Origin of the sequence: Nonomuraea aurantiaca (assembly GCF_020215705.1) — a bacterium.
Classification (GTDB): domain Bacteria; phylum Actinomycetota; class Actinomycetes; order Streptosporangiales; family Streptosporangiaceae; genus Nonomuraea; species Nonomuraea aurantiaca.
Window position 1 is genome coordinate 200,157 of record NZ_JAIWNB010000014.1, and the last position, 19,712, is coordinate 219,868.

Genomic DNA, 19,712 nt, shown 5'->3' on the forward strand with positions numbered 1-19,712 from the left:
AGGAAAAATCAGTAACTTGGGGGCGTCGCGGCAATGATGAAGTCGGTGGGTTCGGTGCCGGTGTTCAGATAGCGGTGCGGCAGCGAGGAGTCGAAATAGCAGCTGTCGCCCGCCTCAAGTTCATGGGAGATGCCCGACACCTCGACGACCAGCCGCCCCCGCAGCACCATCACGCACTCCTCCGACGGATGCGACCACGGCTCGGAGGCCGACGAGCCACCGGGCAGCAGGTGCCCCTCCAGGACCTCCAGCCGTCCGCGCCCCGGCGACACGCGCGTGTAGGTGATCCCGTCGGACGGCGACTTGACCCGCACCCGGGCCTCGGCGCGGATCACCGCCACGAGCGCCGGGTCCGACTCCTGGAACAGGCTGAACAGCGGCAGCTCCAACGCCTTGGCGATCTTCCGCAGGGTCTCCAGACTGGGGTCGTCCCGATTGCGCTCGACCTGGCTGAGCAACGCGCTCGGCACCCCCGAGGCAGTCGCGAGCTGCGCCACGGTGAGATTACGTTCGGAGCGGAGCTCGCGAATTCTGGTGCCAATCATCCGGCGATCCTATCGATGTAGCGTGATTGAAGGTTTATTGAATTCAAGGAAAGCGGCTGATAGGCGGCCCGGAATGTTACATATGTTGAACGCTGCCCAATTCCGGGCGGAGTTTCCGTCGCTGGCCGACACCGTGCATCTGGCGAGCTGCAGCCAGGGCGCCCTGTCCGCCCGGCTGGCGTACTCGCTGCAGGAGATCGGCTACTCGCTGCGGAACAAGGGCGCTCCCTGGGAGGTGTGGATGGCCGAGGTCGAGTGGGCGCGCGAGCGGTTCGCCCGGCTGATCGGGGCCTCCCCCGCCGAGATCGCGGTGCTCTCGTGCGCGTCGGAGGCCGCCTTCCAGGTCGCCTCGTCGCTCGACTGGTCGAGCCGTCCCGGCATCGTGACCAACGACCTGGAGTTCCCGTCGATCGCACACGTCTGGCTGGCCCAGGGCGGCCGCGGCGCCCAGGTGCGGGTGGCCGCGGACACGGGCGAGTACGTCGAGGCCGGAGCGTACGCGCGGGTGGTGGACGAGCGCGTCAACCTGGTGTCGGTCCCGCTGATCACCTATCGCAACGGTGCCCGCCTGCCCGCCGAGGACGTCGTACGGCTGGCGCACGAGCAAGGGGCACGGGTGTTCGTGGACGCCTACCAGGCCACCGGGGTCACCCCGATCGACGTGCGCGAGCTCGGCTGCGACTACCTGGCCTCGGGCTCACTGAAGTACCTGCTCGGCCTGCCCGGCATCGCGTTCCTCTACGTGCGCGACGGCCTGCGGCATCAGCGCGACCCGGAGCTCACGGGCTGGTTCGGCCGGGTGAACCCGTTCGCGTTCGACACCCGGCTGCTGGACTTCCCCTGCGACGCGCGGCGCTTCGAGACCGGCACGCCGCCCGTGCCGTCGGCCTACGCGGCCAACGCCGGGTTCGATCTCATCGAGCGGGTGGACCCCCGGGCCGTACAGGATCATGTGTCGGCGCTCGTCGAGGAGCTGGCCGAGCGGCTGGCGGCGGCGGGCGAGCGGGTGGCGAGCCCGGCCGGCGCGCGCGGGCCGCAGGTGGCGATCGCGGACGACGACCCCCCGGGGTTGGCCGCCCGGCTGGCCGCGCGGCGCATCGTGACCGCGCCGCGCGGCGACCTGCTGCGCATGTCGTTCCACTACTACAACGACCGGTCCGACGTGGCGGCCGTGGCGGACGCCATCAGCCTCTGCCGGAAGTCCTGAGACCTCCGCCAGTACGACGGAGGTTTCAGGACTTGCACCCGGTACGGCGGAGCCGGGCGGGCTCCGCCGCACAGGGTGACCGGATCAGTGCCGAATGGCCCGATCAGTGCCGGGTGGCCGGGTCAGTCGTCGTGGCCCCAGCCCCACTCGCGGTAGGACTGCTGGGTCTGGACGTTCAGCTGGTCGGCGTGCACCCGTGCGGCGCCGTCGGTCAGCCGGTCATTGATCTTGATGACGTCCAGTCCCTCGTTGAAGTCGGCGGCGTAGATGTAGCCGTTGTAGTAGTACGCCGACCACACGCCGCCGCCGCTGTTGTCGGCGCGGGGGCCGCGCTCGAAGTAGCCGATCTCCCTCGGCGCGGCCGAGTTGGTGAAGTCCCAGATCGAGACCCCGCCCATGTACCACGCCTGGACCATGATGTCCTTGCCCTTGACCGGAATCAGCGAGCCGTTGTGGGCCACGCAGTTCTCGCTGTCGGCCTGGTAGCGCGGGATCTTGAAGTAGCTCTTGAAGACGAGCCGGCCGTGGGAGATGTCATAGATCGCGTCGGCGCCGCGGTTCGGCCCGGTCGCCTCGTTGCAGGTGGCCGCGCCGCCGCCGCCGAGCTCGTCGGTGAAGACGACCTTCTTGGCGTCGTTGCTGAACGTCGCCGAGTGCCAGAAGGCGAAGTTCGGGTCGGTGGTCCTGGCCGTGACCTTCGGGTTCAGCCGGTCGGAGATGTCGAACAGCACGCCGTCACCCATGCAGGCGCCCGCCGCGATGTCCTTCTCCGCGTACACGGTGATGTCGTGACAGCCGCTGGTCGGGATGAGCAGCCCCGGCTGGGTCTCGTTGCCGCCGTCGGGGAAGACCACCGGGGTGGCCGCGACGGCCGCCTCGGTCGGGTTCTTCAGCGGCACCTTGACGATCGAGATCTTGTCGTGCGGCGGCAGGCAGTCGGGGAAGGTCGCGTTCGGGTTGTACGACTGCACGTAGATGTAGACGTTCTTCTTCTTGTCCCAGCCCTTGCCCGGCACCAGCGTCAGCGTGTGCGAGCCGCAGTTGGTCTCGACGGACTTGATGTACTTGGGCGCGGTCTTGTCGCTGATGTCGAAGATCCGGATGCCCTCCCAGGCCTCCTTGTGGTCCGCCGACAGGGCCGTGCTGTTGCAGGAGTCGTCGCTGCGCGAGGAGTCGACGGCGGTGAAGAGCAGATTGCCGTAGACGGTGACATCCATCTGGCTTCCGGGACACACCACCGAACTGACCGGCGTGGCCTTCTTCGGGTTCCGGATGTCGTAGATCGAGAAGCCGCCGTAGTTGCCCACGTAGGCGTAGTCACCCTGGAAGGCGATATCGGTGTTGATGGTCGCGGCGATCGGCGCCGGCTTGGGGATGTTCAGCACGTGGGTCACGTTCGGGCTGGTCACTACGGTGTCGGCCGGTGGGATGTCGGCGGCCAACGCCGGCAGCGCCGTCAGTCCTAACGCCACAGCGGCTCCGGCCGCGACCAGGGTCCTGCGAAGGGTCAGCACCCTCGGGCTCCTTCCGGGTCATAAGGCACACATAAATGACAAAATTTTGACCCGGATTGTCAGCTCTCGCCTAGCAACCACTGTGTCAATAAATTTGCTGACTTGCCCTATTTCCTCGAAGTCGAGAAGGCGTCTATAGTGCGACGTCGCGACTCCCCGCGGTCAAGGAGGTCAGGTGCGCAACGCACTAACCGTCGGCACCTGCGCCATCCTGCTCGTCACCGGCTGCTCGGGGGGCACCTCCGCGGGCCCGCCCGCCGCGACCGCCGACGCGACGGCTCCCGTCATCGCCCCCGGACGGCCCGGCGAGGAGGCCAGGACGCTGAGCCCGAGCGAGGCCGCCACCGCCGTACCGCCCCAGAAGGCCAACGCGGCCGACGTCCGCTACATGCAGAACATGATCATCCATCACCGCCAGGCCCTCGACATGGCCCTGCTGGCCGCCTCGCGGTCGGCGAACGACGGTGTGAAGCGCCTGGCGTCGCGGATCAACCAGGTGCAGGGCCCGGAGATCGCCATGATGACGGACTGGCTGAAGGCTCAGGGCCAGCAGGTGCCCGACCACCACGCCGCCCACGAGGGCATGCCGGGCATGGCCACGCCGGAGCAGATGGAGAGCCTCAAAGCCGTCAAGGGGCCGGCGTTCGACCAGCTGTTCGTCCAGCTGATGACCGCCCACCACCAGGGCGCGATCACCATGTCGACCGAGGTCATCACCCAGGGCTCGCACCTGCGCGTCCAGGAGATCGCCGAGGACATCTCGGTGAGCCAGGCGGCGGAGATCCGGCGGATGGGGCAACTGCTCTAAGCCGACCCGCCAGGAAGGCGCTCTAGAAGCCGCCCCCGGAATGTGCTCTAGAAGCCGACCCGCCAGAAATGCGGTCTAGGAACCGACCCGCCAGGAATGCAGGTATTCCTCCTGCTCACCCGTGAGCGTGTCGATCCCGATCCCGGCGGCGGCCAGCTTGAGCCTGGCCACCTCGTGGTCGATCTCCTCGGGTACGTCGTAGACGCCCGGCACCAGCCGCGCCCGCTCCTCGGCCAGCCAGGCGACGGCCAGCGCCTGCGCCGAGAACGACATGTCCATCACGGCCGCCGGATGCCCCTCGGCCGCGGTCAGATTGACCAGCCGCCCTTCGGCCAGCAACAGCAGCCGCCGCCCGTCCGCCAGCACGTACTCGTCGGTGTTGGGCCGGACCCCGCGATGGACCTCCACGGCCAGCTCGTCCAGGGCCCGCACGTCGATCTCGATGTCGAAATGCCCGGCGTTGGCGAGAATGGCGCCATCCTTCATGGCGGCCAGATGCTCACCCCGGATGACGTCCCGGTTCCCGGTGACGGTGATGAACAGATCGCCGACCGCGGCGGCCTCCGCCATGGGCCGCACCTCGTATCCCTGAAGGGTGGCGTCCAGCGCCTTGACGGCGTCGATCTCGGTCACGAGCACCCGCGCCCCCAGCCCCTTGGCCCGCTCGGCGACCCCCCGGCCGCAGTAGCCGAACCCGGCCACCACGACGGTCCGCCCGGCCAGCATCATGTTGGTGGCCCGCATGATCCCGTCGAGTGTGGACTGCCCGGTGCCGTACCGGTTGTCGAACATCCGCTTGGTCCGGGTGTCGTTCACAGCCACGACCGGAAACCGCAACGCGCTCTCGGCGGCCATCTGCCGCAACCGGATGATCCCGGTAGTGGTCTCCTCACACCCTCCGGAGACCCCGTCCAGGAGATCGGTCCGCTCGGTGTGCAGGATGTTGACCAGGTCACACCCGTCATCCAGCACCAGATCAGGCCCCAGATCGAGCGCCTGGTGGATGTGCCGGTAGTAGGTGGCCCGATCCACCCCGGCCCGCGCGTGCACGGCGATCCCATAGCCACGCAACGCCTGGGCGACGTCATCCTGCGTGGACAGGGGGTTGGAGGCGGCAAGAGCGATCTCGGCGCCTCCGGCCTTCAACGCCCCCATGAGCACCGCGGTCTCGGCGGTGACGTGCAGGCAGGCGGCGATCTTCAACCCGTCGAGCGGCCGGGACACAGCGAACCGCGACCCCACAGCGGTCAACACAGGCATGGACCGAGCGGCCCAGTTGATGTGCCGCTCCCCACTCTCCGAAAGATCCACCGCTCCACCCCACACTTCCCCGAAGAAGACGGTCAAGAAGACGCACGTAACGGCGCCCCGCCCCGCATCACCGGAGGAGCGTTCCCCTGGACAGACGCCAACCCCGTGCGGGGTTGGCGCTCACCGTGCTCTGCCGTAAAAAAGAGAAAATCAGTACCGATAGTGGTCGGACTTGAAGGGGCCCTCGACGGGGACGCCGATGTACTCGGCCTGGACCTTGGTCAGCTCAGTGAGCTTCACGCCCAGGGCGTCCAGGTGCAGGCGGGCGACCTTCTCGTCCAGGTGCTTGGGCAGCACGTAGACGCCGATCGGGTATTCGTCCGTCTTCGTGAACAGCTCGATCTGCGCGATCACCTGGTTGGTGAACGAGTTGGACATCACGAAGCTCGGGTGCCCGGTGGCGCAGCCCAGGTTCATCAGCCGGCCCTCGGCCAGGACGATGATCGAGTGGCCGTCGGCGAACACCCACTCGTCCACCTGCGGCTTGATGTTGCGCTTCTCGACGCCGGGCAGCTTGGCCAGGCCGGCCATGTCGATCTCGTTGTCGAAGTGCCCGATGTTGGAGACGATCGCCTGGTGCTTCATCTTCGCCATGTGCGCGGCGGTGATGATGTCGAAGTTGCCCGTCGCGGTGACGAAGATGTCGGCCAGGCCGACGACCTCGTCCAGCGTGGTGACCTGGAAGCCGTCCATGGCCGCCTGGAGCGCGCAGATCGGGTCGATCTCGGTCACGATGACGCGGGCGCCCTGGCCGCGCAGCGCGTCGGCACAGCCCTTGCCCACGTCGCCGTAGCCGCAGACCACGGCCACCTTGCCGCCGATCAGCACGTCGGTGGCGCGGTTGAGGCCGTCGATCACCGAGTGGCGGCAGCCGTACTTGTTGTCGAACTTCGACTTGGTCACCGAGTCGTTGACGTTGATCGCCGGGAACCGCAGCGAACCGGTCTTGTGCATCTCGTACAGGCGGTGCACACCGGTCGTGGTCTCCTCGGTCACGCCCTTGATGCTGTCGGCGATCGCGGTCCACCGCTTGTCGTCGCCGACCGTACGGCGGAGCAGGTCGATGACGACGTGCCACTCCTCCGGGTCCTCGTCCGTGGCGGACGGGACGGCCCCGGCCTTCTCATACTCGGCGCCCTTGTGGACGAGCATCGTGGCGTCGCCGCCGTCGTCGAGGATCATGTTGGGGGTCTGGCCGCCCGGCCAGGTGAGCGCCTGCTCGGTGCACCACCAGTACTCCTCCAGCGTCTCGCCCTTCCAGGCGAAGACCGGGACGCCCTTGGGGTCGTCGACGGTGCCCTGGGGGCCGACGACGACCGCGGCGGCGGCGTGGTCCTGGGTGGAGAAGATGTTGCAGCTGACCCAGCGGACCTCGGCGCCGAGCGCGACCAGCGTCTCGATGAGGACGGCGGTCTGGATCGTCATGTGCAGGGAGCCCATGATCCGCGCGCCGGACAGGGGTCGCGCACTTGCGTACTCACGGCGGATGGCCATGAGGCCGGGCATCTCATGCTCGGCGAGCCGGATCTCCTTGCGGCCGAAGTCGGCAAGTGAAAGGTCGGCGACCTTGAAGTCCATCGGGTGTTCCCCTCGCATCACGGAGTTGTCGCGATGAGTTTAGGTGCCGTCCGAGCAAGGTCGCATCTCTACCACCCGAAAACTGACGTAAGAATGTAAGGATGCGCATCACTGAAGCGGCCAGGCGGCTCGGCATGTCCCCGCGAATGCTCCGATACCGGGAGGCTCTGGGCCTCCTGCCGCCTGTCCGGGAGCAGGGTGCGCACCGGCGGTTCGGCGCGGACGAGCTCGCGGCCGTGGCTCAGGGGCTCGAACTGGAGAAGCGGTTCGACATCTCGCCCGCCGAGCTGGCGTTCGCGTTGCGCGTGCTCAGCGAGCCGGCCGTGGCGGTCGCCGTACGCGATCTCGGCGTCCGGATCGGGCGCATCCAGGCGCCGCGCCGCGCCCTGGACTTCGAGCAGGAGAAGGCGCTGCGCCTCCTGCGAACCTCCGCTCCCGGCCACGCGTCCAAACGGTCATGATGGAACTGCTGATGGCCACCGTGCTCGCCCTCTCCCCGGCGCAGCCGACCGGCGAGGTCAAGGTCTACTTCGCCAAGGGAGACGGCATTCCCGGCAAGGTGGTCGCGGTGACCAGGAAGGCGCCCGACCGCGGCGTCGCCAAGTTCGCGATCGAGCAACTGATCGCGGGCCCGACCAAGGCGGAGCGCGGGCGGGGTCTGCGCTCCGAGCTGACCGGACGGCTGCGCGGGCCGTCCGACTGCGGCGCCGACTTCAAGCTGAAGATCAAGGACGGCAGGGCCACGCTGCGCTTCTGCCGGACGGTGTGGGGCAGCGGGGTGGGCGGCGACGCGCGCGCCCTGCACACGATCGCCGCCACGTTGCAGCAGTTCAAGTCGGTCAAGAAAGTGATCACGCTGGACAAGGACGGCCGCTGCCTGTTCGACCAGTCGGACGCGGGCACGTCCTGCATAACCGGCCACGAGTAAGGGCCGTTACGCGGCGGAGGCAGGGGCGTGGAGCTGCTGGGCGAGCCACGGCAGGGCCTGCGGCAGCTCCCTGTTCCAGGTGTTGAAGTTGTGCCCGCCGCTGGGCAGGATCAGCGACGACGCCTGCATCGGCGGCTTCACCGCGGCCAGGAACCGCTGCGTCGACCGGTAGTCGCTTTCGCCCTTCTTGCTGCTGGTGACCAGCACGGTGACCGGCGGCGCGGGCAGGCTGGACAGCCGCCACATGAGGTCATTCCGCTGTTCGACCGCCTTGTCGCCGCCGAACAGGTCACCGGTGGTGCCGTCGATGATCGTCTTGTAGTAGCCCGAGAGCGACACGGCGGCCGAGAACGCGTCCGGATGGGTCATGGTGAGCTTCAGCGCGCAGTAGCCGCCGGTCGAGCCGCCCAGCACGCCCCAGTAGTCCCGGCCGCTCCCCACCCGGTACGAGGCGATCATGTCCCGCCGCACGTCGGTGGCGAAGTACGCCTGCACCTGCGGCCCGTTCGGCACGTCGACGCACTCGGTGTCGCGCGGCAGCACCACGCTCGGCCGCATCATCACCAGGATCGTCGGCTTGACCTGGTGCGCGGCGATCGCGCTGGCCATCCGCCCCGGCAGGTCGAGCCGGGTCATGAGGTTGCGCGGGTCGCCCGGGTAGCCGGTCAGCGACAGGATCGCGGGGAAGCGCGCCTGCTTGTCCGTGAAGTAGGCCGAGGGCAGGAAGATGTACGCCTCCTCGCTGAGGTGCGTGGTCGGCCCCGGCATCATCACCTGCTCGATCCGGCCACCCCGTACGGCACGCTGGGACAGCACCTTGATGCCCGCGCCGACGCCCGCGACCGTGATGGGCGCCGATCCCGTGTCGGTGCCGAGCACGTCGTCCCACGAGCCGTAGAAGCCGAAGTAGGAGTTGCCGATCAGGGCGAGCGCCACCAGCGTTAACAGCTGGTCTCCCGCGAGCACACCCACCCTGCCCAGTACGGCCGGCCAGCCGCGGCCGCTCAGCCGGGGCCACAGCCAGACGGTCGCGACCAGCGCCCCCACCGCGAGCACCAGCACGAGGAATTGCAGTTTCACCGACGTCAGTCCCATAGCGCCCTCCACGATAGGCATACTCCGCGCGGCGTAAGCACTGGGTTAAACCCAGCGGGCGACTTCATCGGCGCGGGCGCCGGTTCGGCTCTTCGACCTGATCACCGGGGCGGACCACCGCCTGACGCCAGCGCTCGGCCTGATCACCAGGGCGGACCACTGCCTGACATCAGCGCCCGGCCTGATCGCCACCGGCGAGCTAACAGGGCCGTTATAGAGCCTCGAATCTAATATGGAGCTGTGAAGAGGCTCGCGCGCCCGTGGGTGCCGACTGTCACCGGCTACGCCTCGCTGATGATCGGTCTGCTCGACATCATCAGGGCCGTGGCCCCGGGGTTCGGTCGCACGAGGATGGGCCAGTGGTCCGACCTGCTGCCCGGCATCGTCACCACGCTCGCGCGGGCGACGGCCCTGATCGTCGGCATCCTGCTGGTGATGCTGGCGCACGCGCTGCGCCGCAGGAAGGCGCGGGCCTGGCGGGCGATGGTGGTGCTGTTGCCGGTGAGCGCGGCCATAGAGCTCGTCCACCTGCGTCACCTGTTCACGGCCGTGCTCAGCCTGATCGTCTGCATGGCGCTGCTGCTGAACAAGCATGAGTTCACCGCCCTGTCCGACCCCCGCACCCGCTGGCGGGCGCTGTGGAACCTGCTCGGCCTCGGCGCCCTCGACCTCGGCCTCGGCTACCTGCTGGTCAGCGCCCACCCGAGGGTCATCGTCGGCGACCCGAGCGTGCTGGACCGGTTCCAGCACGTGGTGTTCGGCCTCGTGGGCGTCGAGGGTGCGGTCACCTACACCGACGACCGCGTCTCGGACCTGGTCTACCTCTCGCTGATCGCGCTCGGCACGCTGACCGCGGTCACCTCCCTCTACCTGCTGCTGCGCCCCGAACGCCCGATCTCCGAGCTCACCGAGGAAGACGAGCGGCGGCTGCGCGAGCTGCTCGGCAGACACGGGCAGCGCGACTCGCTCGGCTACTTCGCGCTCCGCCGCGACAAGAGCGTGCTCTTCTCCCCCTCGGGCAAGGCCGCGATCGCCTACCGGGTCGTCTCGGGCGTCATGCTGGCCAGCGGCGACCCGATCGGCGACCGCGAGGCGTGGCCGGCGGCGATCGACGGGTTCATGGCCATGGCCAGACGGCACGCCTGGGTGCCCGCGGTGATCGGCTGCGGCGAGGTCGGCGGCGAGGTGTGGACCCGCAGGACCGGGATGTCGGCGCTGGAGCTCGGCGACGAGGCGGTGGTCGAGGTCGCCGACTTCACGCTGGAGGGCCGGGCCATGCGCAACGTCCGCCAGATGGCCAACAGGGTCGAGCGCGGGGGCTACACCTGCCGCGTCCGACGGGTCGCCGACCTGACCGGGGACGAGAAGGAACGGATCAAGCAGGCCGCCGTCTCCTGGCGCGGCACCGATACCGAACGCGGCTTCTCCATGGCGCTCGGCCGCTTCGGTGACCCCGCCGACGCCGACTGCGTGGTGGCCACCGCGCACAAGGAGGGCGAGGTCAGGGCCGTGCTCCACTTCGTGCCGTGGGGTCCGCACGGCATCTCGCTCGACCTGATGCGCAGGGACCGCGACGCCGAGCCCGGACTGAACGAACTGCTGATCGTCAAGACCCTCCAGGCCGCGCCCGAGATGGGGATCAAGCAGGTCTCGCTGAACTTCGCGATGTTCCGGGCGGTGCTGGCCAGGGGCGAGCGGCTCGGCGCCGGGCCGGTGCTGCGGGCGTGGCGCGGGCTGCTGGTGTTCCTGTCGCACTGGTTCCAGATCGAGTCGCTGTACCGGTTCAACGCCAAGTTCCGGCCGATCTGGGAGCCGCGGTTCGTGGTCTACCCCAATGCCCGGGATCTGCCGCGGATCGGGGTGTCGGCGTTGCAGGCCGAGGCGTTCATCACGCTCGGCCTGCCCAGCCGCGGCTGGCGCCGCGCCACCCGCCTCATCAGACGCAACACGGCCCCACTCACCTCGTAGCCGCGCACACGCGGGGAAGAGCGCGTCAGGCGGTCGGGGTGTGCGAGCGGTCGAGGTCCGGCTCCAGGTAGATGACCCGGGCGATCGGTACGGCCTCGCGGATCCGCCGCTCGGCCTCGTCGATGCCCCTGGCGACCTCGGAGGCCGAGTCGTCGTGCGAAACCGCGATCTTGGCCGCCACCAGCAGCTCCTCCGGCCCGAGGTGCATCGTGCGCATGTGGATCACCCGGTCGACCGCCGGCGTGCCCTCCAGCGCGGTCCGGATCTGGGCCTCCATCTCTGCGGACGCCCCCTCACCGACCAGCAGGGACTTGGTCTCGATGGCCAGTACGACCGCGATCACGGCCAGCAGCAGGCCGATCATCAACGTGCCGACCCCGTCCCACACGCCGTCGCCCGTGATGACCGCCATCGCCACGCCGAACAGCGCGAAGACCAGTCCGAGCAGCGCGCCGAGGTCCTCCAGCAGGATGACCGGCAGCTCGGGCGACTTGGACCGGCGGATGAACGTGACCCACGACTGACTCCCGCGCACCGGGTTGGACTCCCTGATCGCCGTGCGGAACGAGAAGCCCTCGGCGATGATCGCGAAGATCAGCACCGCGAACGCCCAGATCGGCGACTCCACGTCGTGCGGAATAACGATCTTGGTGACGCCCTCGTAGAGCGAGAACGCCGCACCGATCGTGAACAGCACCACGGCCACCACGAACGCGTAGAAATAGCGCTCGCGCCCGTATCCGAAAGGATGCGCCTTGTCCCGCTCCCGCTGCGCCCGCTTGCCGCCGAGCAGCAACAGCAGCTGGTTGCCCGAGTCGGCGACGGAGTGGATGCCTTCGGCGAGCATCGAGGACGACCCGGTGAAGAACGCGGCCACGAACTTCGACACGGCGATCGCCAGATTGGCGCTCAACGCCGCAATGATCGCCTTGTTACCGCCACTCGCGCTCACCGGAGAACTCCACTCATCGTGATCATGTCGTTTTAGGCCCGAAAGGGGATCCTATTCCGAAATTCTGGCCTTGAGCTCCGTGATCGCCGACACAGGGGTCGGATCGACGCCGTATCCGAGAGCCAGATACGTGGTCGCGTAGTCGCCCAGGCCGATCAGGGAGGCGATCCGCTCCAGCGGGTGCGTGCCTTCGGCGGACAGCTCGGTGACGGGCACGTCGCGGGCGTTCGCCAGCCGTACGGTCGCCTCGCGGCGCCGCGCCACCCGCGGGTCCTCCTCGACGTCGCGCAGCATCACCAGCCTGAGCGTGCGGGTGGCGGCGTCGGCGAAGATGTCGCGCTCGGCCATCGGCCCGTCGAAGGCGGCCACCTGGTTGTGGCCGGTCTCGGGCAGCTCGCCGTAGATCGCCGGGTATTTGGCGTTGGTGTTGAGCTGGCAGGCCAGCCGGTAGCCGGCGACCGCGGCGACGGAGGACGAGCCCCAGATCATCGGCACGCTCTCGGCCAGCGCCATGGCCAGCGTCTTGCCCGGGTTGACGAACGACTCGCTGGACGGCCGGCACCGGTGCGCGATGTCCTCCAGCGTCCTGGCCACCCGCTCGTAAAGCTCCTCGTCGGCCTTGACCAGGCCGAGCGAGGCGGCGGACACGATCAGCGGGATCGTCAGCAGCCAGATGTTGGCACGGGCCTGCCCGGTCGCGGACACCGCCACGTAGACGGCCGACGCTTGCCTGGCGATCGCCTCCAGGGGCGAGTCCGGGCTGCCGACCGCGAGCAACGAGCAACCGCGCCGCACGGCCTCCATGGCCGCGGACAGCGTCTCCTCGGTACGGCCCGAGCACGACACCGCGATGACCAGATCGGTGGCGCCCACCCAGCCGGGCAGCTGGTGGGAGCGCAGGGTCACGATGGGCATCGGGGCGCCGTTGCCGCAGACCGCCGCCAGGATGTCGCCCGCGATCGCGGAGCCGCCCATGCCCACGACCACGATCGCGCGCGGGCGTACTCGGGAGATCAGCCGGTCGACGCCCGCCTCGACCGCGGCGCGGTAGGCGATGCGGACCTGGGCGGCCGAGGCCGCCACCGCCACCAGCATGCCGCCCGGGTCACCCTCAGTGAGATGGTGCTGGTCATCGAGCCGCTCGGGCTCCCAGGTCACGGCTTCCTGGCCTCGTCGACGAGCAGGACGGGGATGTCATCCCTGACCGGGTAGATCAGGCCACATCCCGTGCAGACCAGCTCCTCGGTCTCGCTCTCCGCGCGCAGCGGCGACTTGCACGCCGGGCAGGCCAGAATCTCCAGCAGCCAGTCGTCGATCTTCACACTGACACCCCTCTAACCATGGCGAGGACCTCGTCCCGTATCGCCGTCATCTTGCTCTCGTCAGCGGCCTCGGCGTTGAGCCGCAGCAGCGGCTCGGTGTTGGAGGCGCGCAGGTTGAACCACCAGTCGGAGCCGGTCACGGTGAGCCCGTCGAGCTCGTCGACGGTGCCCCGGGAATCGAACGCCCGTCGTACGGACCGGAGGGCCGCGTCCTGGTCGGCGACCGTGCTGTTGATCTCGCCCGAGGCGTGGTAGCGCGCGTAGGCGCCGATCAGCTCCGACAGCGGGCGGTCCTGCTCGCCCAGCGCGGCCAGCACGTGCATCGCCGCGAGCATGCCGGAGTCGGCGAACCAGAAGTCGCGGAAGTAGTAGTGGGCGGAGTGCTCGCCGCCGAAGACCGCGCCCGTGCGGGCCATCTCGGCCTTGATGAACGAGTGCCCGACGCGGGTGCGCACCGGTTCGCCGCCGTGCTCGCGGACGATCTCCGGCACGCCCGCCGACGTGATCAGGTTGTGGATGATCGTCGCGCCCGGGTATTTGCCCAGCTCGCGTACGGCCACCAGCGCAGTGACGGCGGACGGCGAGACGGACTCGCCGCGCTCGTCGATCACCCAGCACCGGTCGGCGTCGCCGTCGAAGGCCAGCCCGAGGTCGGCGCCCGTCTCGCGGACGGCCCGCTGCAGATCGCGCAGGTTGGCGGGCTCCAGCGGGTTGGCCTCGTGGTTGGGGAAGGAGCCGTCGAGCTCGAAGTAGAGCGGGACCAGCTCGATCGGCAGGCCCTCGAAGACGGCGGGAACGGTGTGGCCGCCCATGCCGTTGCCCGCGTCGGCCACGACTTTCAGCGGCCGGATGCTCGACAGGTCGACCAGCTTGCGCAGGTGGTCGGCGTAGCCCTGGAGCAGGTCCCTCTCGACCAGCGACCCGGCCGGCTCGGCGGTGTCGCCGAGCGGCTCGGTAAGGCCGCTGCCGAGCAACTCGGCCGCGCGGTCGCGGATCTCGGTCAGGCCGGTGTCGCCGCCGATCGGCACCGCGCCCGCGCGGCACATCTTCATGCCGTTGTAGCGGGCCGGGTTGTGGCTGGCGGTGAACATCACGCCGGGCAGCCCGAGGCTGCCGCTGGCGTAGTAGAGCAGATCGGTGGAGCCCAGCCCCGCGTGCACCACGTCGGCGCCGCACGAGCGCGCCCCGCGCACGAACGCGGCGGACAGCGGCCCGGAGGACTCCCGCATGTCATGCGCGACCACGACCGACCGTGCCCCGGTCGCCTCGACGAAGGCCGCCCCCACGGCCTCGGCGGTCGGCTCGTCGAACTCGTCAGGCACCACACCGCGAACGTCGTACGCCTTGAAGATCTTGGCGAGGTCGCCCACTCTCCAGCTCCGCCCCTAGGTCGTCACGTGTACGAACGAGCCTACCGGTCGCGATGTTGCTGGGCGGACCGAAGAACGCGCAGGTGCCCCCTACGCCCGACCTCGACCCCTTGGCCGACCGGCTCGCCGCCGCCGGAGGGCGTCGGCCTGGCGGCCTCCCTGACGGCGTTGGCCAGCGCCTCGAGGTCGTCGGAGCTGGGCGATGTGCCGTCCGTGGGCAGCCGCACCACTTCCCAGCCGCGGGGAGCGGTCAGCCGTTCGGCGTGTTCGGCGCACAGGTCGTAACAGTGTGGCTCGGCGTACGTCGCCAGAGGGCCCAGAACAGCGGTCGAGTCGGCGTATACGTACGTGAGCGTGAAGACTGCAGGCTGGCTGCAGGCGGTGCGGGAACAACGGCGGACGGGGCTCACGGAGGGACCGTATCTGGTAAGAGTGCGAGGCGCCACTATCTGAGCGCTCTTAACGAGCGTGTCGCCACAATTCGGACACCTGTCGCAGCCTTTCTCCCCAACTGCCCCGAAGCCGCCTCCCCGTACACTTGCCGTGTGAACCAACGGCGTGGCCCCAGACGGCGTGACCGGCACGGTCGCGGCATGCGCGGCCCCCTCGCCCCCTCCCACGTGCCGATAGCCAGATCACGCAGCGAACGGTTCGACGACCTCGTGCTCGACGCGGTCGACCGGCTCCGGCCGCAGTGGGGCAAGCAGCTGGCGGCGGTGGAGTTCGCGGTCGAGGAGGTGCCGCCGCTGAGCGAGCTCGGCGACGGGCCCCGGCTCGGTTCCGAACCGATCCCGTTCGGCCGCGCCGACGCCGCGCGCGGCCAGGACCCGGCCGCCGTGGTCATCTACCGGCGACCGCTGGAGGCCCGCGCCCGCGACCGCGACACGCTGGGGGCGCTGGTGCACGACACCGTGGTCGAGCAGGTGGCCACGCTCCTCGGCCTGTCTCCCGAGACCGTCGACCCGGGCTACGACGACCGCCGCTGACCGCCTGGACCAGCGCGGCGGCCGAAGGTTTGGCAACCCTTGCCTAGTTGCGGAGAGTAGCCATACGATTACTGTGCGTGTTCATTCGTTCCATGCGAAGGAGAGCATCTGTGGGCAGGCACGAGAAGCCCGACAGCCCGAAGGCCGAGGCCCTCGATCCGAAATCCGCCGCAAGCCGAGAAGCCGGCTCCAACAAGGACCAGAACAAGACCTCCAACGGCTCACACAGCGCCGACTCGAAGGAGGGAAAGAAGTAGTGAACGACACGGCGCAGGGGGTTGAACGCCTGATCGAGCACCTCGACGAGTTCGACGACATCGGGCCACGCGTCAAAGGGGCGATCCGCGCGGTGCCCCGCCATCTGTTCATCCCTTCGGTCGCGCTCCCCGTGCCGACTACCCCCGACAGCGCGTACATCATCGACCGCGACGCCGACCCGGACGCCTGGTGGGACGCGGTCTACTCGCCCCACTCCATCGTCACCCAGCTCGACGACGGCGCCACCGACATCAGGGAAAAGGTGGGCAGCTACTCCTCCTCGGCCTCGGCGCCGAGCACCGTCGCCGACCTGCTCCAGATCCTGGACACCGTGCCAGGCCGCCGGGTGCTGGAGATCGGCACGGGCACCGGCTGGACCGCCGCCCTGCTGTCCCATCTCGTCGGCGAGGAGAACGTGACCTCGATCGACGTCGACCCCGTGGTGGCGGAGCAGGCCGCCAAGAACCTGAGCGCGGCCGGCGTGCACCCGCACCTGATCGTCGGCGACGGCGCGGCCGGCTGCCCGGAGCGGGCGCCGTTCGATCGGGTTCACGTCACCTGCGGCATCCGCACCGTGCCGTACACGTGGGTGGAGCAGTGCCGTCCTGGCGGGGAGATCGTGCTGCCCTACTGCCCCGGGTTCGGCGACAACCATGCCCTGCGGCTCGTCGTCGCCCCGGACGGCACCGCGTACGGCCGCTTCCTCGGCTTCGCCTCGTACATGATGATGCGCTCCCAGCGTCCCGTCGCGGACCGCCCTGCCCGTGGCCCAGAGGACAAACACCGCTTCACCACGCGCGTGGACCCTCGCACGATCGCCTACGCTCCGTCCGGAGCGGACCTCGCCATCTCGTCGCTGACGGGCCTGACCTCGAGCGGCAGTGCGGAACCGGACGAAGACGGAGAGCTGTACCGGATATGGGTGTCCGACCCCGACGAGGCGTACTCCTGGGCGACCGTGGCGTGGCGACCCAACACAGAGGAGTACGAGGTCTACCAGGTAGGCCGGCGGCCTCTGTGGGAGGAGGTCACCGATGCCTACTTCCGCTGGGTGAGCTGGGGCAAGCCCGACCGCGACCGGTTCGGCATGACCGTCACTCCCGACGGCCAGCAGATATGGCTGGACGCCACGCCTATCGGGGAAGCACGACGGATGACGTGGCCGTCGGCGTCAGGAGCGGGGTCCAGGTCCGGGCGGGTGCCAGCGGCCGTTCGGTGAGCGGCAACCCGCCCACCACGCATGCGAAAAGGGGTCACACGGCAGCCCGTGCGACCCCTTCTCTTATATCCCTTTATATCCCTTATATCGCTAAACGGCCTCTCGCTTGATCCGTCTGCGCTCCCGCTCGGACAGCCCACCCCAGATGCCGAACCGCTCATCGTGTTCGAGTGCGTACTCAAGGCACTCCGCACGTACTTCGCACGATCGGCAGACCTTCTTGGCCTCTCGGGTGGAGCCGCCTTTCTCCGGGAAGAACGCCTCCGGATCCGTCTGAGCGCACAGCGCACGCTCCTGCCAGCCGAGTTCTTCAGCGTCAAGCTCATCCTGTGCGATGACCAGATCGGTCACTGCACACCTCCCTGCCGCCCGCCCGCAATGGAGCCCCCCATGGAACGCCTTCCTTACTACCCACCCACAGGAAGGCGTAACAACATGGTTGTAATTACACGCGTGTGCCGTACGTGGAGTCAAGCGGCATGCCGGTATCCGGGGAAAGACCAGATCTCGCCCCGGTGTGCATGGCATGTGATGTTCGCACCCCGGCCTCAGCCCTGTTTTCATGGCGTTGGCCTGGTGTGTTGCAACGTCTGGCAGTGGTCCGAAACGTACCAGGGCGGGAGAGACTCCCGCCCGTGGCCCACCTTCTCTCTAGCCGTGCTTTAACGGACTCTTACCTGCGTGGCTCGTTGGGGCTGTATATGGCCGTGGGGTCGATCGGGTCGTCTCCCTGACGGGGTGCCTCGCCGCCCAGCGCGTCACCGCGGTACATCGACGGGTCGAGCCGGACGGTGGACTCCGCCGGGTGCTCGCCCCATCCGGCCGCCGGGGGCTGCGACTGGTGGTGCGGCTGGTAGGGCTGCGGCTCGTACTGGGCCGGCTGGGGCTCGTACTGGGCCTGGGGCGGCTCGTAAGGGGCCTGGTGGGAGACAGGGGCCTGGTGGGAGGCAGGGGGCTGGTGGGACGCGGGGGGCTGCGTCGGGTAGCCCGGCTGCTGGTGCTGCGGGTGGCCGAAGGGGTCGTCGTACGGCCTGGCCTGCTGCTGGCTCGCGTAGTCGGGAACGCGCAGGTCCGAGGCGGCGCCGCCCGCCGAGTGCTGGTACGTCTCGGCCTGCTGGTAGGCGTCCAGGAGTTGCTGGGAACGCGGGTCCACCGGCGGGTCGGGCTCCTGGTAGGCGGCTGGGGTGGCGTACTCGTGGCCCGAGAAGCCGGTGAAGGGCTGGCCCTGAGGTGGGCCCTGGGGTGGGGCCTGGGGCTGGTCGAAGGCGTTCTGCCCGAAGGGCTGCTGGCCGAACTGGGGCTGCGGCTGGGCCGGGGGCTGGGCCTGGTCGGTGGGTGCCCACGGGTTCGGCTGGCTGTCGAGGGGCGAGAAGGGGTTGGGCTGGCTGTCGACCGTCTGGTAGGCGTTCGCCTGGCTGTCCGCGGGGGCGTAGGCGTTGGGCTTGCTGTCCGCGGGGACGTACGGAGCCGCCTGGTTGTCCGGCGTGCTGTACGGGATCGGCTGGTTGTCCGGCGTGTTGTAGGGGGTCGCCTGGTTGGCGGGCGTGTTGTACGGCTGCGCGAAGGCGCTCGGCTCGCTGTCCGCGGGGACATAGGGGGCGGGCTGGTACTCGGGCTTCGGCTGGTGACCGCCGTCGGGCGTGGGGAAGCTCGGGTTCGTCTGGCCGAAGCCGGGCTGGGGCTGAGGCGGGGGGAAGCTGGGGTCCGTCTGGCCGAAGCCGGGCTGGGGGAAACCCTGGTCTGGCTGGTCGCGGTCGGTCGTGGCGGGGAACGCGACGGTGGTCGGCTGGGCGGAGGAGGCCGGCTGCGGAGCGTAGGAGGGCTGCTCGGACTGGCCGCCGTAGCTGGGCGGCTGCTGGCCATAGGCGGGCTGCTCAGGCGCGCCACCGTAACTGGGCGGCTGCTGGCCATAACCCGGCTGCTCAGGCTGGCCGCCGAAGCTCGGCGACTGCTGACCGTAGGCGGGCTGTTCAGGCTGGCCGCCATGGCTCGGTGGCTGCTGGCCGTAGCCGGGCTGCTCGGGCTGGCCGCCGTAGCTGGGAGGTTGCTGACCGTACGGCTGCTGCTGGCTGGGGGGTTGCTGACCGTAAGGGGCGTTGGGGAACTGCTGGCCGTACCCCTGCTGGGGCTGGACGGCGGGGCGGTCGGGCAGGACCTGGGGGAGCAAGTAGACCAGCGCGATGGCCGTCAGCGCGAGCACCGGCACGCCCCTGATCACGAACTCCGCCGTCAACCGCGCGCCACTGCCCGCGAAGAGCCCGAGGACCAGCGTGATCGCGCCGAACAGGGTGGCGATGGCGAGCATGGCCGCCGCCCCGAACGCGACCGGCTTGGCCTGGGACGACGGTGTGCCGACCTTGGTGAGCAGCACCACCGAGCCAAGGAGCAGCGCCGTCGTGACGGGGCTGGTGAAGTTCGCGAAATTGCTGAAGGCACGGTCCGCGAAGGAGAGGTCGGCGACCACGGAGCCCGAAGAGCTGACCAGGACCTTGCCGATGGCCACGAGGATGTTCAGTCCGCCCCCGGCCAGCATGAGCCAGGCGGCCGGCTCCCTCAGCCGGGCGACGTCAAGTTTGCTCACAAGTACCCCCATCGGACCCTTTGGCCCGAAGGGAGTTTGCCACATTGCTGACTTTGACGGCGGATGTCCC

General features: G+C 69.2%; 20 protein-coding genes. 8 read left to right on the forward strand and 12 right to left on the reverse strand.

The features are described from left to right. Nucleotides 1-8 precede the first annotated feature (8 nt). Nucleotides 9-545, reverse strand: coding sequence for a helix-turn-helix domain-containing protein (locus LDL49_RS30550; RefSeq protein WP_225295936.1), 537 nt, complete (start codon nucleotides 543-545; stop codon nucleotides 9-11). A gap of 82 nt (nucleotides 546-627) precedes the next feature. On the opposite strand from LDL49_RS30550, the gene LDL49_RS30555 reads away from it, so the two are divergent. Next, the gene (locus tag LDL49_RS30555) at nucleotides 628-1,752 is read left to right on the forward strand and encodes an aminotransferase class V-fold PLP-dependent enzyme (RefSeq protein ID WP_225295938.1); all 1,125 of its coding nucleotides are present in this window, start codon (nucleotides 628-630) and stop codon (nucleotides 1,750-1,752) included. Between the two features lie 122 nt (nucleotides 1,753-1,874). Here LDL49_RS30555 and LDL49_RS30560 read toward each other — a convergent pair whose 3' ends face one another. Next, entirely contained in the window at nucleotides 1,875-3,266 is a 1,392-nt protein-coding gene (locus tag LDL49_RS30560) for an LVIVD repeat-containing protein (protein WP_225295939.1), read from the reverse strand. 175 nt (nucleotides 3,267-3,441) lie between these two features. On the opposite strand from LDL49_RS30560, the gene LDL49_RS30565 reads away from it, so the two are divergent. Further along, entirely contained in the window at nucleotides 3,442-4,074 is a 633-nt protein-coding gene (locus LDL49_RS30565; RefSeq protein WP_225295941.1) for a DUF305 domain-containing protein, read from the forward strand. 75 nt (nucleotides 4,075-4,149) lie between these two features. On the opposite strand, the gene LDL49_RS30570 is transcribed toward LDL49_RS30565, so the two are convergent. Both LDL49_RS30570 and ahcY read right to left on the reverse strand, forming a co-directional pair. Beyond that, entirely contained in the window at nucleotides 4,150-5,385 is a 1,236-nt protein-coding gene (locus tag LDL49_RS30570) for an adenosylhomocysteinase (RefSeq protein WP_225295943.1), read from the reverse strand. 150 nt (nucleotides 5,386-5,535) lie between these two features. Beyond that, entirely contained in the window at nucleotides 5,536-6,963 is a 1,428-nt protein-coding gene (gene ahcY / locus LDL49_RS30575; RefSeq protein ID WP_225295944.1) for an adenosylhomocysteinase, read from the reverse strand. A 101-nt stretch (nucleotides 6,964-7,064) separates the two neighbouring features. On the opposite strand from ahcY, the gene LDL49_RS30580 reads away from it, so the two are divergent. Next, the gene (locus tag LDL49_RS30580) at nucleotides 7,065-7,424 is read left to right on the forward strand and encodes a MerR family DNA-binding transcriptional regulator (RefSeq protein ID WP_225295946.1); all 360 of its coding nucleotides are present in this window, start codon (nucleotides 7,065-7,067) and stop codon (nucleotides 7,422-7,424) included. Further along, on the forward strand, nucleotides 7,421-7,891 hold the full coding sequence (locus LDL49_RS30585; RefSeq protein WP_225295948.1) for a GerMN domain-containing protein: 471 nt from the start codon (nucleotides 7,421-7,423) through the stop codon (nucleotides 7,889-7,891). The genes LDL49_RS30580 and LDL49_RS30585 overlap by 4 nt, the downstream gene beginning before the upstream one ends. Nucleotides 7,892-7,897: 6 nt before the next feature. On the opposite strand, the gene LDL49_RS30590 is transcribed toward LDL49_RS30585, so the two are convergent. Further along, nucleotides 7,898-8,986, reverse strand: a complete 1,089-nt coding sequence (locus tag LDL49_RS30590) for an alpha/beta hydrolase (RefSeq protein WP_225295950.1) — start codon at nucleotides 8,984-8,986, stop codon at nucleotides 7,898-7,900. Between the two features lie 240 nt (nucleotides 8,987-9,226). Between LDL49_RS30590 and LDL49_RS58540 the strand changes: the two genes are divergently transcribed. Continuing rightward, nucleotides 9,227-10,954: a phosphatidylglycerol lysyltransferase domain-containing protein gene (locus tag LDL49_RS58540; protein ID WP_225295952.1), complete on the forward strand. Its 1,728-nt coding sequence runs from the start codon at nucleotides 9,227-9,229 to the stop codon at nucleotides 10,952-10,954. A gap of 25 nt (nucleotides 10,955-10,979) precedes the next feature. Here LDL49_RS58540 and LDL49_RS30600 read toward each other — a convergent pair whose 3' ends face one another. Genes LDL49_RS30600 through LDL49_RS30620 form a run of 5 tightly spaced genes read right to left on the reverse strand, consistent with a single transcriptional unit; the run spans nucleotide 10,980 to nucleotide 15,008 of the window. Then, on the reverse strand, nucleotides 10,980-11,906 hold the full coding sequence (locus LDL49_RS30600) for a cation diffusion facilitator family transporter (RefSeq protein ID WP_225295954.1): 927 nt from the start codon (nucleotides 11,904-11,906) through the stop codon (nucleotides 10,980-10,982). Between the two features lie 51 nt (nucleotides 11,907-11,957). Next, entirely contained in the window at nucleotides 11,958-13,064 is a 1,107-nt protein-coding gene (locus LDL49_RS30605) for an SIS domain-containing protein (RefSeq protein ID WP_225295956.1), read from the reverse strand. Further along, the gene (locus LDL49_RS30610) at nucleotides 13,061-13,228 is read right to left on the reverse strand and encodes a Trm112 family protein (protein ID WP_214633501.1); all 168 of its coding nucleotides are present in this window, start codon (nucleotides 13,226-13,228) and stop codon (nucleotides 13,061-13,063) included. Before LDL49_RS30610 ends, LDL49_RS30605 begins: the two co-directional genes overlap by 4 nt. Next, nucleotides 13,225-14,598, reverse strand: a complete 1,374-nt coding sequence (locus LDL49_RS30615; protein ID WP_225295958.1) for a phosphomannomutase/phosphoglucomutase — start codon at nucleotides 14,596-14,598, stop codon at nucleotides 13,225-13,227. The genes LDL49_RS30610 and LDL49_RS30615 overlap by 4 nt, the downstream gene beginning before the upstream one ends. 41 nt (nucleotides 14,599-14,639) lie before the next feature. Continuing rightward, nucleotides 14,640-15,008: a DUF3499 domain-containing protein gene (locus LDL49_RS30620; protein ID WP_225295960.1), complete on the reverse strand. Its 369-nt coding sequence runs from the start codon at nucleotides 15,006-15,008 to the stop codon at nucleotides 14,640-14,642. A gap of 183 nt (nucleotides 15,009-15,191) precedes the next feature. Here LDL49_RS30620 and LDL49_RS30625 point away from each other — a divergent pair, with 183 nt between their 5' ends. The 3 genes from LDL49_RS30625 to LDL49_RS30635 all read left to right on the forward strand — a co-directional run bounded on the left by LDL49_RS30625 (nucleotide 15,192) and on the right by LDL49_RS30635 (nucleotide 17,061). Beyond that, nucleotides 15,192-15,584 (forward strand): metallopeptidase family protein, encoded by a 393-nt coding sequence (locus tag LDL49_RS30625; protein ID WP_225295962.1) that lies wholly within the window; start codon nucleotides 15,192-15,194, stop codon nucleotides 15,582-15,584. A gap of 110 nt (nucleotides 15,585-15,694) precedes the next feature. Then, on the forward strand, nucleotides 15,695-15,841 hold the full coding sequence (locus LDL49_RS30630; protein WP_225295964.1) for a hypothetical protein: 147 nt from the start codon (nucleotides 15,695-15,697) through the stop codon (nucleotides 15,839-15,841). Further along, nucleotides 15,841-17,061, forward strand: a complete 1,221-nt coding sequence (locus LDL49_RS30635) for a methyltransferase domain-containing protein (protein ID WP_225295965.1) — start codon at nucleotides 15,841-15,843, stop codon at nucleotides 17,059-17,061. The genes LDL49_RS30630 and LDL49_RS30635 overlap by 1 nt, the downstream gene beginning before the upstream one ends. A 90-nt stretch (nucleotides 17,062-17,151) precedes the next feature. On the opposite strand, the gene LDL49_RS30640 is transcribed toward LDL49_RS30635, so the two are convergent. Both LDL49_RS30640 and LDL49_RS30645 read right to left on the reverse strand, forming a co-directional pair. After that, nucleotides 17,152-17,412: a WhiB family transcriptional regulator gene (locus LDL49_RS30640; protein WP_214633495.1), complete on the reverse strand. Its 261-nt coding sequence runs from the start codon at nucleotides 17,410-17,412 to the stop codon at nucleotides 17,152-17,154. 322 nt (nucleotides 17,413-17,734) lie between these two features. Further along, nucleotides 17,735-19,642 carry a hypothetical protein gene (locus LDL49_RS30645; RefSeq protein WP_225295968.1) on the reverse strand — a complete coding sequence of 636 codons (1,908 nt, stop codon included), beginning with the start codon at nucleotides 19,640-19,642 and terminating at the stop codon, nucleotides 17,735-17,737. Nucleotides 19,643-19,712 lie beyond the last annotated feature (70 nt).

Bases quoted from the DNA above. Each gene is read 5' to 3' on its own strand.
- LDL49_RS30580 (WP_225295946.1), top strand. From the start codon at position 7,065: ATGCGCATCACTGAAGCGGCCAGGCGGCTCGGCATGTCCCCGCGAATG.
- ahcY (WP_225295944.1), bottom strand. From the start codon at position 6,963: ATGGACTTCAAGGTCGCCGACCTTTCACTTGCCGACTTCGGCCGCAAG.
- LDL49_RS30590 (WP_225295950.1), bottom strand. From the start codon at position 8,986: ATGGGACTGACGTCGGTGAAACTGCAATTCCTCGTGCTGGTGCTCGCG.
- LDL49_RS30625 (WP_225295962.1), top strand. From the start codon at position 15,192: ATGCGCGGCCCCCTCGCCCCCTCCCACGTGCCGATAGCCAGATCACGC.
- LDL49_RS30555 (WP_225295938.1), top strand. From the start codon at position 628: ATGTTGAACGCTGCCCAATTCCGGGCGGAGTTTCCGTCGCTGGCCGAC.
- LDL49_RS30585 (WP_225295948.1), top strand. From the start codon at position 7,421: ATGATGGAACTGCTGATGGCCACCGTGCTCGCCCTCTCCCCGGCGCAG.
- LDL49_RS30550 (WP_225295936.1), bottom strand. From the start codon at position 545: ATGATTGGCACCAGAATTCGCGAGCTCCGCTCCGAACGTAATCTCACC.